Here is a 17,319-nt window from a genome sequence, read left to right on the forward strand (position 1 = left end):
AGGTTTAGGCCAGCGCCTTGGCGTGGGAGGAGAGGCGGAACAGTTCCGGGACGGTGCCGGTGCCGCTGGACAGGTCTGCGGCCATCTCACCCAGTAGCGGCCCGAATTTCGCTCCGTGTCCGGAGCAGGGAGACATGATGGTGATCCCTTGGGTTTCATCCATGATGAAGTCCTCCGTGGGGGTGGAGGTGAAGATGCAGGTGGTCTCCGCGTAGGGTGTTGGTTCCAACCCCGGCAGGTACTTCTTCACGTAGTCGATCACCCGTTCGCGGTTGGCTGGATCGATGAGCCCGTTCTGGGCCGCGGCGGTGTCCATGCGGCGGCCACCCATGTACTCGGCCACCTTCTGGCCGCGGAATCCGGCGTCTCGGCCGCCGGGCAGGCCATAGGACTTAAACGCCGGGTCCTTATGGATGTAGGTTGGCCAGGACATCCGGGCCTCTGGTTCCTGGTCGCGGTAGGGGAAGTGGTAGGCATTCTCCTGGTAGACATCCATGGTGGGAACACTGCTGACAAAACCAGCGGGCAGCGACAGGTTGCCCAAAAGGCTTGGGAGGAACCCTCCAGCGGCGACAATGATCTTGGAACCGTAGTAGGTGCGGCCGTCGGCCGCGATCACCTTGTAACCGGTGCCGCTGGCCTGAACGGAAGCCACCGGCCAGTTCGTCTCAACCGCCGCCCCGTGGAGTTGGGCCTGGGCGACCATGGCCTGGACCGAACGTTCGGCATCAATCACGCCGGCCCCCGGGTGCCACAGCACCTCGGTGTCGAAGGCAATGCCGGAAAAACGTCCGCGGGCTTGCTCCGCGGTGAGCAGCTCGTGCTCCACCCCGGCTTTTTCCAAGCTTCCGGCAAGCTGGCGGGGATTGCGGATCGCCCCGTAGTCAACCGATCCATGCGGGCTGATCAGGCGTTGACCGCTGGCAAGTTCCAGCTCATCCCACGCGCCGCGCGCCTGGACCACCAGGTCCGTATAAAACTGATCAGGGTAGGCGTAGCGGAAGATGCGGGCCGAGCCGTGGGAGCTGGCATCCTCAGCGGCCGGAACCTTGCGTTCGAGCAGGGCCACCTCGTACCCGCGCTGGGCTAGTTTCCACGCCGCGGCTGAACCGGTCAGGCCGGCGCCGATCACAATGTATTCGGCCGAAGGGGACTGCGTGGACGAGGTCATGATGTGCTCCTGTGGTGCGGGAAGTTTGTGTTTCCATATCTAGTAACCCACGCTGATCAATACTTCGTCCAATACTATTTATGTTCGTATTTTTAGTCTGTGTGTAATAATGTTGTGCATGGAACTTCGCCAGCTTCAGTATTTTCTTGTGGTCGCCGAGCACCTGCACTTCGGCCGAGCCGCCGAAGAGCTACGGATGTCGCAGCCGCCGCTGACCGTGGCAATCAAAAAATTAGAGCAGGAACTGGGGGTGCAGCTGTTTGCTCGCACCACCCGGAGCGTGAGCCTGACTCCCGCAGGGCAGATGTACCGCGAAAAAATCTCTCCGCTGCTCGAGGATCTGCAACGGGTGAACCAGGAACTGGCGGAAGTCGGCGAGGGGTTGCGTGGGCGAATTTCGGTGGGTTTTGTCAGCTCGGCCAGCTACGCGGCCATCCCGGAAGCCATCCGGCTCTTTCGCGAGCGCCGCCCGCACGTGGAGCTGTCGCTGCGCCCGCTGACCACCGATGAGCAGATCGAACAGCTGCTGGAGGAGCGCCTGGATCTGGGGGTTCTGCGCGACCCGGTGCGGCTTCCCGGGGTGGATCTGGAGGAGATTTACACCGAACAGCTTATGGTGGCGCTTCCCTCGGGGCATCCGCTCGCCGCCGAAGCCGAGTTGAGTATCGAACAACTGGCCGGTCAGGACTTCATCCTGTTCCCCTACAAGTACATGAGCGGGTTCTACTCGCTGGTGCATTCACTGTTCGATGGGCATACTCCGCCGCGAATCGTAGAGCGTGCAATCCACCAGGAGACCATTTTGGGTTTGGTCGCCGCCGGGTTGGGATTATCCATCCTGCCCGCCTCGGTGGCGCGATTCCAAATGCCCCAGGTGACCTACCGGGCGCTCGCCGGGCACCCGCGGACCACGCTGTATGCGGGCACCGGTACGCAGAACCCGGCCGCGGACGTGTTTTTGCAATGCCTGCGTGAAGCGAGCGCGAGCGTCACCCCGGGATAGACCGATCGGTATAACTAGACTAATCTGTCTATTTAGACAGATTGTTCTAGCGGAGGTCTTGTGGCTACCCGTAGTGAAACTCGCGACAAACTCTTAGAGGCAGCCGCTCGGCTGTTTTACGCTCACGGCATCTCTGCGACCGGCATTGACGCGATCATCGCGGAGGCTGGCGTCGCCAAGATGAGCCTGTACAACAACTTCGAATCCAAGTCCGGACTGGTGGTCGCCTACCTGCAGGTCCGCCATGAGCAATGGCTTGAGCTGTATCGCGCACGCTTGGGAGATTCGAGCGATGGCGAAGCCGGTGTGCAGGCGGTTGTTGATGCCTACCTTGATCATGCCGAAGCCGGGTATGAGCATGGATTCCGTGGGTGCGGGCTGCTTAACGCCGCCGCGGAACTGCCCGCAGGGGATCCGGGGCGAGCGGTTGTTGCCGGGCATAAGCAGCAGGTCGAGGCGCTGCTGCGCGATCATCTGGCCCGGGTGACCGATGAGCGTCGGGCAGCCGAGCTCGCCGAACAGATCTCATTCCTGCTGGAAGGCTCCATCAGCCGTGCCGGGCTGGAAGGAAACAGCGAGCTGCTGCATCGAGCCAAAACCCTGATCATCGCCCTGGTGCGGGCCTTGTGAGGGCCCACCGTTCGGGGCGAAACACCGCGGTGCTGTTGCTGCTGGTGGCCTCGATACTCTGGGGAACCACCGGCACCGCGGCGGCCCAGGCAACCGGGGTGTCCCCGCTGGCCATCGCCGCGGTTTCATTGGGTGTCGGCGGACTGCTGCAAGCACTGGTCGGTGTGCGTGCCATCCGCCGTGCGCGCCCGGTGCTGATCCGCGAACGCCGGATCCTTATGGTCGGTGGGGTGGCGGTATTCTGCTACCCGCTGGCGTTCTACTCCGCCATGAGCCTAGGCGGCGTCACCCTGGGCACCGTGATCTCTTTGGGCACGGCCCCGTTAGCGGCGGGCTTGTTGGAACGGATGGTCGACGGAACCCGGCTGACCGGACGCTGGTACCTCGCGGCGGCGCTGGGCATCGGCGGCAGCACGTTGCTTGGAATCGCTCGGGCGGAGGGCGGCGGGGGACGCGCGGTTCTCGCCAGTTGTTTGCTCGGTCTGCTGGCCGGTGCGAGTTATGCGGTGTATTCCTGGGCCAGCGGCCGGCTGATGTTTGCCGGAGCGCCCCGGGCGGCGTCCATGGGATCGGTCTTCGGGCTCGGCGGGTTGTTGCTGCTCCCGGTGCTCTTAGTCACCGGTGCGCCGCTGCTGGGCAGCGCGCAAAATCTTGCGGTGGCCGCCTACCTGGCGCTGATTCCGATGTTTTTGGGTTATCTGCTCTTCGGCAAGGCCCTGACCAAGGTCAAGGCCAGCACCGCCACCACGGTGACTCTGAGCGAACCCGCGGTGGCCGCCGCGCTCGCCATGGGGTTGCTGGGGGAACGGCTGGGGATTGCCGGATGGCTGGGGCTGGGGTTGATTGCCGCAGCCCTGGCGGTGTTGCTCCTGCCGGAAAGCCGGGAGCGGAGCGTAAACCGAGTCCCGGAACAGGTGGCGGCTCAGTAGCCAAACTATTTCCTGGCTCGGGCCAGCGGTTCGGGGTGCCCCCGTTGCGGCAGGGTGGGCCAGGCAACCATCGCGGGGTCTTTCGCCGACCTGATCTGACCAGGTTTGTGTGAAATCAGGGCGCGTCGGTAGCGGCTTCCTGGTCAGAAGTTTTCTCGAGGCTGACGCTGCTGAGGTGTTCGCGCATGTAGGTGGATGCGGTTTCCAACTTGCCATCCAGCAGCAGGTCGATGATCGCCAGGTGTTCCTTGCAACGGGCAAGCGCGCGATCGCGTGGCAAGGACTTGCGGTATTCGATGAGCCGGCGCAGCTTGTCCACCTTTTGCAATGCGTCGGAGAAGAAGGTGTTGTTCGAGCAATTCATGATGGTCTCGTGCAGGGCTGAATTCGAGTCGAACAGCTCGGCGTTGCTGGCCTCCCAAATCCCGCCGTCCACAAGGCGTTGCTGTTCTTCCCGGCACTTGAGGAGCTTTTCCCGATTGACGACAAAGCTCGGTTCGAGGATCGCGGCTGGTTCGAGGGTCAGGCGGAACCGGTAGCTGTCTTGGTAGACGGTGACGGTGTCCAGCATGGGCTGGAATTCCCATCCGTACCCGGGAAGCCGTTCGATCCATCCTTCGTTGGATATTCTGCGCAACAGCTCGGTCAGCTCGGTTCGAGTCAGATCATAATGGCGCAGCAGGAAATTCTCGGTGATTCGGTCCGGCAGCTGCCCGTTGAGCCGTTCTTCGGCGAGCTTGTAATAGACCTCGTTTTCATCCGCCGCACCGGGGTGTGGAGGCAGCTCGGCAGGAACTTCAGAAACAACAATCCCGCCCTGCGGGGAGCGTTCCACCGTGCCTTCGGCTTCAAGCGCTTGGAGCGCTTTGCGGATGGGTGAGCGCGAAACCTTCAGCTCCTCGCCGAGTTTGCGTTCCACCAGCCGTGCTCCGGGGGCCAGGTTGTGCTCCTGAATAAGTTTCAGGATGTCCCGACGGACTGAGTCAACGAGCTGGGAGTGCTTGGTCTCTGTCATTCATGGTCCTTCGGGTTGCGTGTCTCGGCACGGGTTTGGTGGACGGCAACGTCGCGAACCGGTGTCTGGTTAATTCTATCGGTCGGGAGGCGGGGGACTTGGGAAAACACATTAACGGTTTATTTGTGTTGTAAAAAACCAAAACTGGCGTTATGGTTGAGGTGTGCTCAATCACAAGGACTCGCGAAACGTGGACGCCCACGCGCATATCTTCAACCCGGCTTTCCCGCTGTCGCCCGCTCGCAGCTACACCCCCGGCCGCGCCCTGCTCGGCGAATACGGGAATGCCGCGGCCGGCTGGAACGCGGGGCGCGTGGTGCTCGTTCAACCGAGCCCCTACGGGTCGGATAACAGTGTGCTGCTGTCTTCGTTGCGTGAGCTTGGACCCGCGAAGGCGCGCGGAATTGCCGTCATTTCCGGGCAATCTTCCGACGGTGAGCTGGATGAACTGGGTGCCGCGGGTGTTGTGGGCGTTCGACTGAATCGGCAGGCGGACCCTCGTGGCGGTTATGAGCCCTTGGTGGAAACGCTGGGCAATCTAATTCAGCGAGTCGCGGGCCGAGAGTGGATTGTTCAACTCTATTCCGACCCTGAGAGCCTGGCGGCATGCCAAGATGTTTTGGCCGCGTCGACGGTACCGATCCTGCTGGATCACTATGCGGGCCTTCGGGCTGGCGCGGAGGGGTTTATCAACACCACCCAGATGGTACTTGATCTTGTGAAAAACCCTAATGTGTGGGTTAAGCTTTCAGGCCCGTATCGCGCCTGCCAACCTGCCGTGGATCACTCAGCCTTGGCGGGGATTACCAGAAAACTCAGCGAGGCCATCCCCGACCGCCTGGTGTGGGGATCCGACTGGCCATATACCGGTGGCGGTAAAGACCGCGCCAACCGGAGCGTGAATGACGTGGAGCCATTCCGCAATTTCGATGCAGCGAACTACCTGCAGCAAGTCACTGAATGGGTTGGAGATCGAGAGCGCATGGAAAAGCTTTTGATTCACAATCCGACAGCGCTCTTCGGCTTCTAGAATTCTCAAGGACCTCGAAACAATGCCAAATACTCACAAAGCCGAAAAGAACGGTGCCGTTCCGCCGCCGGCGAATGAGAAAATCCCAGCTGGCCGCCAACGATGGTGGAAGCTCATGGATTTCGATATCGGGATCATCCCGTTCCCGGTCTACGTCGGGCTCGTGGCGTTACTCGCCATCTTCGGTTTGACAGGAAACATCCACACGGAACTGGCAATGGTTATCGCCATCATGACCGTTGGCGCCTTCACCTTAGGTGAGCTTGGCAAGCGTATCCCGCTGATCAAACACATCGGTGGGGCGGCCATCATGGTGACGATCCTCCCGTCGTTTATCAACTATCTTGGGGTGTTGCCGCAAGAGATGACCGCGGCGGTAGGGGATTTCTTTTCCTCCAGCAAGATCCTGAACCTGTTCATCGCCGCCGTGATTGTGGGCAGCATCCTGGCCATGAACCGAACCTCTCTGATCAAAGGGTTCTCGAAGATCTTTGTCCCGCTATTAGTGGGAACGGTCTGCGCCATTGTGCTGGGTACCGTGACCGGTACGTTGCTCGGGTTGGGGACACTGCACACCTTGTTCTTCGTTGTCGCCCCGATCATGGCCGGCGGGGTGGGTGAGGGCGCGGTTCCGTTGACCATCGGATACTCTTCAGCGTTGGGCTTGGATCAGGGCGAATCGTTGGCCATGGTGCTGCCGCCAATCATGATCGGCAATGTCACCGCAGTACTAGGTGCCGGAGTCCTGTCCTACCTGGGCAAACGGAAGCCGCACCTGACCGGTAACGGGGAGCTGCAGCCTGGCGGGCACGGGGAAATCACCCAGCAGGCCGAAGAGAAGTTCGTTTTGAATGTGCAGAACTTGGCCGCCGCCGGAATGGTCGCGGTGTTCTGCTACCTGTGCGGTGTACTTGCCAACGACCTGCTCGACTGGCCGGCCCCGGTGGTGATGCTCGGGATCGCCATTGTGCTGACCCTGCTGCACGGGGTGTCTCCGCGCTTGCGCAACGGGGCCAACGGAATCTACAAACTGGCCATTACCGCGCTGGCCTTTCCCATCCTGTTCACGTTCTCGCTGGTGATGACTCCATGGGAATCCCTGGTGGCGGGCTTCGCCCCGGCGAACCTGATTACCTGCGTGTTAACCGTTCTCGGCATGATCGGCGGCGGATACCTCGGCGCCAAATGGGTGCGGCTGCATCCGATCGACACCGCCATCGTCGTGGCAACCCATAGCGGCATGGGCGGCGCGGGAGACCTTGCCATCCTTGCCTCGGCCAACCGCATGAGCCTGATGCCATTCGCCCAGATCGCCACCCGCATCGGCGGCGCGCTGACCGTGGTGCTGGCGCTGATTGCCGTCGGACCGCTCCTGGGCTGAGACCCCAACGCAGAACTTGCACTGACCTAACTACACCCTCAACAAATTGAAGGAACATCATGAAGATTCTTGTCTTGCCAGGTGACGGCATCGGCCCGGAGATCACTGAGGCAACCCTCGACGTACTGAACGCCGTGGACGCAAAACTGGATTTGGGATTCGAGTTCGACACCAAGGAAATCGGTTTGGCATCCCTTGAAAAGCAGGGGACAACCCTTCCCGAGGCGGTCATGCAGCAGATCCCGGAATCTGATGGCGTGATCCTGGGCCCGGTCTCCCACTACATCTACCCGCCGAAGTCCGAGGGCGGATTCAACCCTTCAGCAGAACTCCGTGTCCAGTTCGAACTGTTCGCGAACATCCGCCCCTGCCGTTCACGCGAGGACCTGTCGATCCTGCGCACCCCCATGGACCTGGTGATCGTCCGGGAGAACACCGAAGGCTTCTACTCCGACCGCAACATGTACGCCGGCTCCGGAGAATTCATGCCGGATGAGAACAGCGCATTTTCGATTCGAAAGATCACCGCAGAAAGTTCCGCGCGGGTAGCCCGGGCCGCCTTCGAACTTGCCCAGGGGCGCCGCCAAAAGGTCACCGCGGTGCACAAGGCCAACGTGGTCAAGCTCTCCGACGGACTCTTCCTGCGTGAAGTGCGCAAGGTCGCCGCGGAATTCCCCGACGTTGAACTCGAAGAACTGATTGTCGATGCCACGGCGGCGCTGCTGATCCGCCGCCCGGAGTCCTTCGACGTCATCGTCACCACCAACATGTTTGGCGACATCCTCTCTGACGAGGCATCCGAGCTCTCCGGTTCCCTGGGGCTGGGCGGATCGCTCAACCAGGGCCACGATATCGCCGTGGCCCAGGCGCAGCACGGCTCGGCACCTGATATCGAAGGCCTGGGCATCGCCAACCCGGTGTCGCTGATCCTGTCCGCCGCCATGATGCTGGATTGGCGCGGCAAACGCGATGGCAACACCAAGCTCATCGCCGCGGCGAAACTCATCGAGGACGGCGTGGAAAACGTCATCTCCGACCGTGCAAGCCGCACCCGCGATGTTGGCGGAACCCTGGGAACCAAAGACTTCACCGCGAAGCTCATCGATTCAATCAACAGTCTCTAGATCATTCAAGGAGGACGGAACACCATGGCAGAACTGACCCGAGAAACATTTACCGCAATCAATCCGGCGACCGAGGACGTGCTGGCCACCTTGGCTGGGCACAGCGCCGAGGAAATCGACTCCATTTTGGATCGGGCCGTTGCCGCGCAGCGCGCATGGCGCCAGGTACCGGTTGCCCAACGCGCGGCCAAGTTGCTGGACGTGGCCCGGGTGCTGCGCGAAGGCAAAACAGAGTACGCGGCGCTGATCAGCGACGAAATGGGCAAACCCATTACCGAGGCATTGGCCGAGGTGGAGAAGTGCGCGGTGACGGCCGAGTACTACGCCGAGAACGCACCGAAGTATCTGGCGCCGGAAGACATTGAATCCAATGCAGCCCAATCGGGTGTGGTGTTTGAACCGCTGGGCACCGTGCTGGCGATCATGCCGTGGAACTATCCGTTCTGGCAGTTCTTCCGTTTCGCGGCCCCGGCCCTGGCAGCCGGCAACGCGACCATTCTCAAGCACGCAGCGAACGTTCCGCAATCAGCGGTAGCCGTGGCCGATATTTTGGAGAAGGCCGGGTTCGACCGGGGGCTTTTTGCCTCGTTGCTGATCAGCTCGCGCTCGGTGGCGGCAATCATTGCCGATGAACGTATTGCCGCTGTGACCCTGACCGGGTCAACCGAAGTCGGGGCGATTGTTGCTTCGCAAGCAGGCGCGGTGCTCAAGAAGCAGGTCTTGGAGCTGGGCGGTTCCGACCCGTACCTGGTTTTGGCAGATGCAGATGTCGAAAAGGCCGCAGAAGTCGCGGTCAAGGCCCGCTTCACCAACAACGGCCAGAGCTGCGTAAATTCCAAACGCTTCATCGTGCACGAAGATATTGCAGACCAGTTTGTCGCCTCCTTTGTAGCTCGTGTCGAAGCGTTGGTGGTCGGCGATCCGCGCCAGCCTGCCACCCAGCTTGGCCCCATGGCTCGCGCCAACTTGCGCGACGAGTTGCATGCGCAGGTCGAGGCAACGGTTGCCGCCGGGGCCACGGTACGCACCGGCGGGCACAAGATCCAGGGCAAGGGCTACTTCTACGCGCCGACCGTGCTGGACCATGTTGAGCCCGGCCACACCGCATTTGACGAAGAGACCTTTGGCCCTGTCGCCGCGGTGATCCGGGTGTCCTCGAACGAGCAGGCCATCGCCCTGGCCAACCAGACAGAATACGGCTTGGCCGCAACCATCTGGTCGCAAGATCTGGATACCGCCCGGGCGGTTGCCTCGCAAATTGACGCTGGTGCGGTCTTCATCAACGGCATGGTTGCCTCGGACCCGCGGCTTCCATTCGGGGGTATCAAGCGTTCTGGATACGGCCGCGAGTTGGGCAAGTACGGCATCCGCGAATTCACCAATATGAAAACGCTCTGGGTCGGCCCAGCCAAGTAAAAAAACTGCACACGCCGGGAACCTGATACGGGTTCCCGGCGTAGCAGCTTAACCCTCATCAAGAAAGTAGGAGAGAACATGAGCAAAATCCAGACCAGCGTCAGTGCGCTCGACGCGGTGATCTTGCGTCCTGCGGAACTTCCCGTCAAGGATCGTGGAAATGGCGCGCGCACAGTTTCACTGGTGGACTCCGAGCTTGGATCCACCGCCTTTCTCAACGGAATTACCACCTTCGCACCCGGAGCGGCCATCGGGCACCATAGCCACAACGTGGTGGAGTCCGTCTGCGTGATTGAGGGGACCGCGTGGGTGGACATCGACGGCAGCGAATATTTTATGAACACCTACGACACCACTTTCGTGCCGGCCAATATCATCCACCGTTTCAGGAACGCCTCGGATGCCGAGGAGATGAAAATCTTGTGGACCTACGCTTCCATTGACGCCACGCGGACCCCGGCCGGCAGCGCCGTGGCCCACCGTATCGATTCCGAAAAGGCAGAATAGGGGATACCCATGATTCAGGAAACCGCAATCATCACCGTCAAGCCAGGCACCGAAGCGGACTTTGAAGCCGCGGTGGCGCAAGCACGACCGTATTTTCAGGCAACTCCCGGAGCATTGAGCTTCAAGCTTTCGCGGCGTATTGAAAACCCGCAGCAGTACGTGCTGAGCGTGGGGTGGACCTCCGTCAACGCGCACATGGTCGACTTCCGCGAGTCGGAGAACTACCAGCACTGGCGTGAACTGGTTTCTTCCTACTTTGACGGACCGGTAGAGGTCCATCACCAGCAAGAGGTCTACACCGGCTTCTAAGGCCCGGTCTGGAGAACTGCCCGGTACGGCTCTAGGTGAGATTGGAGCCGTGCCGGGCTAGCTTGTGCGCAGAGAAAAATGTGCCGCCGCCCCTGAACGGGGACGGCGGCACATTTTTTGGTTTGGGGTTTACCGGGACACCTCGTCCTCAGCAGCCGCAGCGGTAGAAACTGTTTTTATTTCCCGCTTGAGCACGGTGCGGTTGCGAAGCCGAATACCGGCTAACACCAGCGCTCCGATGATCAGCACACTGTACAAGATGATGGTGACGGGGCTGGAGACAAAAAACAGCAGGTTGCCTTCGGCCACACTCACCGAACGCCGCAGCTCGGTCTCGGCCATCGGGCCGAGTATGACACCAATCAGCACCGGTGCCAGCGGGAGGTCGAATCGCCGCATCATCAAGCCCAGCAGGCCTAATCCCAGCAGCAGCAACAAATCTACGACCGACCCTCCGATGGCATAAACGCCGACGGCTGCGAGCACGGCAATACCCGCATAAAGCAGGTGTGTTGGAATTTTCAGCAGCTTGGCCCACAGCGGCGCAAACGGCAAGTTCAGCGCGAGCAGCACAAACAACCCCAGGAAGAGGCTGGCGAACAGGGTCCAGACCAGATCTGCGCTGCGGTCGAACAACAGCGGGCCGGGCTGCATGCCGTACTGGCGGAACGCCGCCAGCATGATCGCGGCCGTCGCAGAGGTCGGCAAGCCAATGGCCAGCAACGCACCCATGGCGCTACCCGCGGTGGCGTTGCCCGCCGCTTCTGGACCTGCGACACCTTGGATGGCACCGCGGGTGCCGAAAAATGCATCCTTGCGTCGCTCGGCCAGTTTTTTCTCCGTTGAATACGCCAAGAATGAGGGAACTTCGGCGCCACCGGCAGGGATGGCACCGAAGGGCAATCCCATGGCGGTGCCGCGTAGCCAAGCGGGCAGGGCCTGACGGATTTCCTTGCGGTTCAGCCAAGGGCGCCCCGAGGCAATGATGGAGTTTCGACCGTTGACGGTCCGGCGGCGCGAAGCGCGGTAGAAGACCTCTCCCAGCGCGAGCAGGCCAACTGTCACCACGATGATGTCGATCCCGTCAAAGAGATGCGGCACATCCATGGTCATCCTGACGGTGCCGCTGACACTGTCCACCCCGATCAACGCGATGAGCAGGCCGATGGCCAGTGAAGCGATGCCCTTGAGGAAAGATTCTGCAACAACCCATGAAATGGCGACGAAGGCAAAAATAGCCAACGCAAAGTATTCGGCCGGGCCGAACATGGAGGCGAGCTTAACGATGTAGGGAGAAGTGAAAACCACTACCGTAGTTGCCAGCAAACCACCGGTGAAAGCGCCCAAAGCGCTGGTGGCCAAGGCCTTGGCGGCTCGACCGTCAAGTGCCATGCGGTGGCCCTCGAAAGAACCTGCAATCGCGGTGGCGCTTCCCGGTGTGTTCAGCAGGATTCCGGAAATTGAATCTCCGAACAATCCGCCGTAGTACACCCCGGCGAACATGATCAGCGCACCGGTAGGGTCCATGGAAAACGTCACCGGCAGCAACAGCGCTACCGCCATGGATGAACCGAGGCCCGGCAGCACTCCAACTGCGGTGCCCAGCAGCGCGCCGATAAAAAGCAACAGCAGGTTCATCGGGGTCAACGCCCCGGCGAATCCTCCGATCAGGTTAACGAGCTGTTCCATCAGCTAAGACCTCCGAGTATTCCAGCGGGTAAGTTGATTCCCAGGCCCATGGAGAAGATGATTTGAGTAATAGCGGCGAAGAGCACTGCGATGGCGGCATTGCTCAGGTGTTTTTTGCCGCCGAGGCTAAAGGACATGAACCAGAACAGGGCACTGGCGCAGATGAGCCAGCCCAGTGGTTCAAGTAGGAGGATGAAGCCGACGAACGAGGCAACCGCCCCACCCAGCGAAATCCAGTCCATCGTGGTCCTGGATTCCTGGGGATGATCCTCGGCGCTGCTACGGAACCATTGAAGCGACAGCAATACAGCGGTCAACAGCAGCAGTACTCCGATGACATAAGGGAAAAAGTCGGGTCCCGGCATGCTGTCGCCAATAATTTTCATGCTGGCGGCTTGCTGCAGGGCGAATACCCCGAAGACCAGCAGCACTGCACTGACGATGAGCGCGCCGACCGGACGTTTGTCGGATACCGCGGAGGACGGCTCTTGGGCCTCGTCGCGGATTTGATTCTCACTCATAGGGTGTCCTTCAGCAGGTCGCGAGTTCGTGCGACATCTTCATCGATGAAGTTCCTGAACTCTTCTCCTTCGCGGACATCCTCGGCCCATTGCTGGCGTTCCACCGCCAGGTCCCATTCTTCTGCCTGCCGCATTTCTTGGAACATGGAGATCAATTCATCGCGTTGTTCATCAGTTATTCCGGGTGGTGCAACCAGTCCACGCCAGTTCGGCACCACGATGTCGTAGCCGAGCTCGCTGAACGTCGGCATGCCGAAGTCGGGTCCGTCCGCCTCGGAGGCTACGGCCAAGGGCTTAACCGTTCCGGCCTCCAGCTGATCGGCAACCTCCGCAAAACCGGAGACTCCGGCTTTAACGGTGTCCGAAAGCATGGCCCCCAGCACCTCGCCGCCTCCCGAATAGGCGATGTAGTTGACCTCTTTAGGGTCGATTCCAACGGTTTTGGCGAATTGCAGCGCCGCCAGGTGGTCGATGTTGCCAAGAGCTCCGCCGCCGATAGGGAACCCGGCGGGGTTTTCTTTCCACGCGTTAACGAAGTCGTCAATTGACTCGTAGGGAGAATTGGCGGGCAAAACGAAAACGGGGTAGTCGGTGGTCATCGAAAGCAGCGGGGTGACGTCATCGAGTGTTGATTCTGAACCGGTGATTTCAATGCCGCCGACCATGGCCGAACCGACGATCAGCGCGGCGTTGTCCCGGTCTCCCATTTCAATGAGTTGTTCAAGGCCAACGGTGCCGGAGGCTCCCGGCACGTTGACAACTTGAATGTTTCCGGAAATGCCGTTGGTTCGCAGTGCTTGTTGCGATTCGCGTGCCAGGGAGTCGTACCCGCCACCGGCGGATCCTGGTACCAACAAGGTCAGTGATGCGCGTGGCCCACCTGTGCCTTCACTGGAGATTGCGTCAGATATGGCAATGGGAAGGGCAACGACGAGAGCAATGCCGAGCAAGGCCCCTCGTTTTGTCCATTTCATGAGTGATGATCCTTCGGTGTCTCAGTTGTGTGATGCACATGTGATCTGCACCATCCTTGGTACTATGTCACAATAAAATACCGAAATCAATAGGGTTCATCGGTGGTAAGTGGGAAACTGGCGGGGTCTCATAGTTTTTTTAATTAGATAAATACCTCATTGAGGAGTGTGTTTGGATGCAGAGGTCTTGTGGTTGCGCGGGATTTGCTGCAGGTTTTACGCACGGACCGGCCAGAGGGTGGTCCTGTTTGTCGAGCGGATTGTTGATGTTAATGGTCGGGAGCGCCCAGTTTCTAGGCCTTATCACCGGGTGTGGCCGGGGCGGAATCATCTGGGTCATTGGTGGTCGCGGATAGAACAGCCGCACGTGAAGCAGGCGACGTTAGGTGAAAAGGTCCGTCGAGGGGTGTTCGGGAAACCGGGGTGGCCCGATGGCACTGTCGAGTTTCACGGCGGATGCGGGTGCTCGGGGATTCGCGGGGTTTTTCGCGCGTGCTCCGCGCCCCGTTGCGCGTGGAAGGGTCTTGCCTGAACGAGGCTCGGAGGAGTTATTCGATGCCGTGTGCTCGCCAGGGGTGGGAGATGCGTCTCAAGATAAGTCGTGGCCGCAGGTGAATATTCGGCCGGAGCGCGAGGGGTGCCGTGACGGCGACAGCGTCGGCGCCTGAGTGCTGTTGGCTTTTTGCCGGTCTTGGATGGGATCCGGGGGCTCAATGCGAGGCGGATTCCGCCGGCAGGCACAGCGGGGCATGGTGGTTTCGGGCCCGCGTGCGGGTTTGCGGATGAGCGGGAATCATGGGGCCGGCTGCCGTGACGATGCTGCTGGCGCGGTGTTGCTCCTGCCGGAAAGCCGGGCTGGGAAACCGCACCCCAGCCCGGAACCTGAACAGGTGCCGGCAAGTTAGCCGGTGCGTGGGCCGGCGAGTTACGCCGGACCGATGGGCTGCTGCAGTTCGGTCACCCAATCGTGCTGATCCGCGGACTGCGAGCGCACATACACCTCGCGGCACGGACCGTGGGCGGTGGCTCCGCGGCCGAAGATTTCCTGGTGCACCGCCTGCCAGCTTTCATGGATGGTGTCCATGGAGCCCAGGTGCACACCGCAGACCGCCTGCGGGCTTGCCGGAAGCTCGATGATGCTGAATTCCTCGGAGCTTTCCCCGTCGTATTCAAATCCGGCGGTCACCTCCAGCCCGTTCTCCAGGGCGCGGTATTGGGCGATGGGCATGCCCGGTTCGTTTCCACCCAGCGCTTGGGCGACGGCGTCGAACATCCCTCCGATCACCAGCGCCACCTCCGGCTGGGATGAAACCACCGTTGTTTGCGCCGCGAGCCTCAGTGCCGGCAGGGGTTTGTTCACAATTTCAATCTCACTCATGTGATGCTCCTTCTCAATCAGGTCCAGTCGCCTGCGGACATCGGCAAGACGAGCCGTGGCTAGTTCATGATCAGCGGCGACCTCCGCCTGGCGGGCCTGCAGCAGTGCGGTCAGTTGAGCCTGGTCCGCGGGTTTGGCCAGGAACTGCGCAATCTCGCGCAACCCGAAACCCAGCTGGCGCAGGGCCATGATGCGGTGCACGTGATTTAGCTGGCTGGGGTCGTAGGAGCGGTAGCCGCTGACGCCATCCACATGGGCGGGAACCAGCAGCCCGGCGGTGTCCCAATGCCGAAGCATCCGGTGGGTCACCTGAGCGATCTGCGCGAACTGCCCGATGGATAACATGCCTCTACCTTCCGCCCTGACATCGTGTCAGGGTCAAGTCTGCGTGAGAAATGCCCATCGGGCCAGTGGCGATCAGGCTGCCGCCAGCTCGCCGGCGCGTTCGGCGGCATGGGTGGTGACCTGTGAGCGGAAGTGGCCAACCAGGGTCAGGACTGCTCCCAGGGCAACCCAGCCAGCCAGGACGGCCCACTGCACGGTGGTGTTCGCGTCCGGGAAGTAGTTGACGCTGCGGGTCAGTGTCGCCGCGGCGCCGGGAACAAAAAACTGGCCAATGGCGCCCCATGGTTCTGGCATGAACTGCCACGGGGCCGCGGCGGAGGCCAGCGGGTTGCCCACGAACATGGTGATGATTGCGCCGACGGCGATCCCTGACCGGCCCAGCAGGGAACTGCAGCCCACCACAAATGCCGAGGTGGCAAGCGTGGAGAGTCCCATGACCAGCATGTTGAGGCCAAAACTTGCCTGCAGGTAGTCGAACCAGGTGTGCATGATCAGCGTGAGCACCACGCTGACGGTCAGGGCGAACCCGGCCAGGGCCGCCAAGCGGCGTACCGGCCCGATGACCAGCAGGGAGATCAGAACGCCGCCGATCATGCCGCCCATGGTGAGCGGGAAGGAGGCCGCGGCAAGCCCGGTCCCGGCCGGATCGCCGTCCGAGAGCGGGACCACGGGGGTGATGCTCACGGTGGGGGCGGTCGCGCCGGCTGCCGCGGCGGCCTGGTTGAGCTGGGCCTGAAGCTGGGTTGCCGCCTGGTTCAAGAGCTGGGTGGCGACACTGCTGGCGGCCGGGGCGGTGAGCACCTCCGGCGCGCCGGTCATCTCGGCAGGCAGCACGATGGCCCCGTAGCTTTCGCGCTGCTCGATCTGGGCGACCGCATCTTGCCGGTCGGTGGCTTCGATGAAGTTGAAGGTGCCCGGCGCCTGCTGTTCCAGGGCCTGTTCGAGTACCTGGGTGGTGGCGGCGGGGCCGCTGAGGCTCACCGGGAGGTTGTGGACGGTGCTGGTTTTGGATGGCCAGAGGAAACCGAGGACTACCAGCCCGACAATCAGGGCGCCAAGCGCCCCGAGGGCGACGGCTAGCGGCCAGCGGGTGCGGACGGTGGGTGCGGAGCTCATTGGATGCCTTCCGACGAAGTGGTAACGCCGGGAATCACACAGCCCAGCCGATGTCCACAAGTGTAGAATTCCACACTTGTGGAAGTCAGCTTTCACGGTAGGATGGAAGGCATCTCACAGCGTCTAGGGCTCACCACAGCGATGGTGGCAAGGGGGAATGATCCGTTGGCTTCTCAGGAGCAGGCCAGGACCGGGCGGCGCCCGGGATCCAGTTCCAGCCGGCAGGACATCCTCACCGCGGCGCGCGCGCTGTTTACCGAGCGCGGCTACAAGGGGGCGACCATTCGGGCCATCGCCGCGCAGGCCGGTACCGATACAACCTTGATCCGGCATTATTTCGGGGACAAGGACAACCTGTTCGCCACCGCCATGCAAGTGCCGGAGGGTTTTGGGCATCAGCTGCTGCGGGCCATCGAGGGGGACCTGGCAGGCATGGGGGAGCGGCTGACCCGCACCTACCTCAGCCTGTGGGAAGACCCGGAAATATCCGCGCCGCTGCGCGCCATGGTGGTTTCCAGCTTCACCAACCAGCTCGCGCTGGAGAAACTGCGCGGCTTTTTGGTGGCAACCCTGCTGGAACCCGCCGCCCGCAAAATTCCCGGTGAAGACCCGCAGCTGCGATTGCTGGTCACCGGCAGCCATCTGTTGGGGATCGCCATAGCCCGCCATTTCCTGCATGCCCCGGTGCTGAGCGAGGCAAGCCTGGAGCGAATCGTCGAGCTGGTGTCTCCCGCCATCCAGGGGTACCTTGACGGCGGGAGCCCTTCCCCGGCCGCCTAGG

Annotated in this window: 17 protein-coding genes; 10 read left to right on the forward strand and 7 right to left on the reverse strand. The window is 61.5% G+C overall.

Translation table 11 applies throughout. The features are described 5' to 3' along the window. Positions 1-4: 4 nt before the first annotated feature. On the reverse strand, positions 5-1,171 hold the full coding sequence (locus ACIOWL_RS18350; protein ID WP_400388456.1) for an FAD-dependent oxidoreductase: 1,167 nt from the start codon (positions 1,169-1,171) through the stop codon (positions 5-7). Between the two features lie 118 nt (positions 1,172-1,289). Between ACIOWL_RS18350 and ACIOWL_RS18355 the strand changes: the two genes are divergently transcribed. From ACIOWL_RS18355 to ACIOWL_RS18365, 3 genes are read left to right on the forward strand one after another with little or no spacing between them, the layout of a single operon-like run. Beyond that, positions 1,290-2,174, forward strand: coding sequence for a LysR family transcriptional regulator (locus tag ACIOWL_RS18355; protein ID WP_400388459.1), 885 nt, complete (start codon positions 1,290-1,292; stop codon positions 2,172-2,174). 60 nt (positions 2,175-2,234) lie between these two features. Continuing rightward, a complete protein-coding gene (locus tag ACIOWL_RS18360; protein ID WP_400388461.1) occupies positions 2,235-2,804 on the forward strand; it encodes a TetR/AcrR family transcriptional regulator in 570 nt (189 codons plus the stop codon). Further along, a complete protein-coding gene (locus ACIOWL_RS18365) occupies positions 2,801-3,733 on the forward strand; it encodes a DMT family transporter (RefSeq protein ID WP_400388464.1) in 933 nt (310 codons plus the stop codon). Before ACIOWL_RS18360 ends, ACIOWL_RS18365 begins: the two co-directional genes overlap by 4 nt. A gap of 115 nt (positions 3,734-3,848) precedes the next feature. Here the strand turns inward: ACIOWL_RS18365 and ACIOWL_RS18370 are convergent, their stop codons facing one another. Then, complete coding sequence (locus ACIOWL_RS18370; protein ID WP_400388467.1) at positions 3,849-4,748, reverse strand: GntR family transcriptional regulator; 900 nt, start codon at positions 4,746-4,748, stop codon at positions 3,849-3,851. Positions 4,749-4,911: 163 nt separating this feature from the next. On the opposite strand from ACIOWL_RS18370, the gene ACIOWL_RS18375 reads away from it, so the two are divergent. The 6 genes from ACIOWL_RS18375 to ACIOWL_RS18400 all read left to right on the forward strand — a co-directional run bounded on the left by ACIOWL_RS18375 (position 4,912) and on the right by ACIOWL_RS18400 (position 10,515). Then, positions 4,912-5,778, forward strand: a complete 867-nt coding sequence (locus tag ACIOWL_RS18375; protein ID WP_400388469.1) for an amidohydrolase family protein — start codon at positions 4,912-4,914, stop codon at positions 5,776-5,778. A 22-nt stretch (positions 5,779-5,800) separates the two neighbouring features. Continuing rightward, complete coding sequence (locus ACIOWL_RS18380; RefSeq protein ID WP_400388472.1) at positions 5,801-7,159, forward strand: 2-hydroxycarboxylate transporter family protein; 1,359 nt, start codon at positions 5,801-5,803, stop codon at positions 7,157-7,159. Positions 7,160-7,218: 59 nt separating this feature from the next. Next, the gene (locus ACIOWL_RS18385) at positions 7,219-8,283 is read left to right on the forward strand and encodes an isocitrate/isopropylmalate dehydrogenase family protein (RefSeq protein ID WP_400388475.1); all 1,065 of its coding nucleotides are present in this window, start codon (positions 7,219-7,221) and stop codon (positions 8,281-8,283) included. 24 nt (positions 8,284-8,307) lie between these two features. Continuing rightward, positions 8,308-9,699: an NAD-dependent succinate-semialdehyde dehydrogenase gene (locus ACIOWL_RS18390; RefSeq protein ID WP_400388478.1), complete on the forward strand. Its 1,392-nt coding sequence runs from the start codon at positions 8,308-8,310 to the stop codon at positions 9,697-9,699. Positions 9,700-9,777: 78 nt separating this feature from the next. Beyond that, entirely contained in the window at positions 9,778-10,206 is a 429-nt protein-coding gene (locus ACIOWL_RS18395) for a cupin domain-containing protein (RefSeq protein WP_400388481.1), read from the forward strand. A 9-nt stretch (positions 10,207-10,215) separates the two neighbouring features. Then, on the forward strand, positions 10,216-10,515 hold the full coding sequence (locus tag ACIOWL_RS18400) for an antibiotic biosynthesis monooxygenase family protein (protein ID WP_400388483.1): 300 nt from the start codon (positions 10,216-10,218) through the stop codon (positions 10,513-10,515). A 129-nt stretch (positions 10,516-10,644) separates the two neighbouring features. Here the strand turns inward: ACIOWL_RS18400 and ACIOWL_RS18405 are convergent, their stop codons facing one another. The 5 genes from ACIOWL_RS18405 to ACIOWL_RS18425 all read right to left on the reverse strand — a co-directional run bounded on the left by ACIOWL_RS18405 (position 10,645) and on the right by ACIOWL_RS18425 (position 16,538). Continuing rightward, complete coding sequence (locus tag ACIOWL_RS18405) at positions 10,645-12,204, reverse strand: tripartite tricarboxylate transporter permease (protein ID WP_400388486.1); 1,560 nt, start codon at positions 12,202-12,204, stop codon at positions 10,645-10,647. Next, positions 12,204-12,725 (reverse strand): tripartite tricarboxylate transporter TctB family protein, encoded by a 522-nt coding sequence (locus ACIOWL_RS18410; RefSeq protein ID WP_400388489.1) that lies wholly within the window; start codon positions 12,723-12,725, stop codon positions 12,204-12,206. The genes ACIOWL_RS18405 and ACIOWL_RS18410 overlap by 1 nt, the downstream gene beginning before the upstream one ends. After that, positions 12,722-13,699, reverse strand: a complete 978-nt coding sequence (locus tag ACIOWL_RS18415; RefSeq protein ID WP_400388492.1) for a Bug family tripartite tricarboxylate transporter substrate binding protein — start codon at positions 13,697-13,699, stop codon at positions 12,722-12,724. The genes ACIOWL_RS18410 and ACIOWL_RS18415 overlap by 4 nt, the downstream gene beginning before the upstream one ends. Before the next feature lie 925 nt (positions 13,700-14,624). Further along, positions 14,625-15,422, reverse strand: a complete 798-nt coding sequence (locus tag ACIOWL_RS18420; protein WP_400388495.1) for a MerR family transcriptional regulator — start codon at positions 15,420-15,422, stop codon at positions 14,625-14,627. A gap of 72 nt (positions 15,423-15,494) precedes the next feature. Further along, positions 15,495-16,538 carry a hypothetical protein gene (locus ACIOWL_RS18425; protein ID WP_400388496.1) on the reverse strand — a complete coding sequence of 348 codons (1,044 nt, stop codon included), beginning with the start codon at positions 16,536-16,538 and terminating at the stop codon, positions 15,495-15,497. A 165-nt stretch (positions 16,539-16,703) separates the two neighbouring features. On the opposite strand from ACIOWL_RS18425, the gene ACIOWL_RS18430 reads away from it, so the two are divergent. Next, complete coding sequence (locus ACIOWL_RS18430) at positions 16,704-17,318, forward strand: TetR family transcriptional regulator (RefSeq protein WP_400388498.1); 615 nt, start codon at positions 16,704-16,706, stop codon at positions 17,316-17,318. Position 17,319 lies beyond the last annotated feature (1 nt).

Source organism: Glutamicibacter sp. NPDC087344, assembly GCF_044744225.1.
Taxonomy (GTDB): domain Bacteria; phylum Actinomycetota; class Actinomycetes; order Actinomycetales; family Micrococcaceae; genus Glutamicibacter.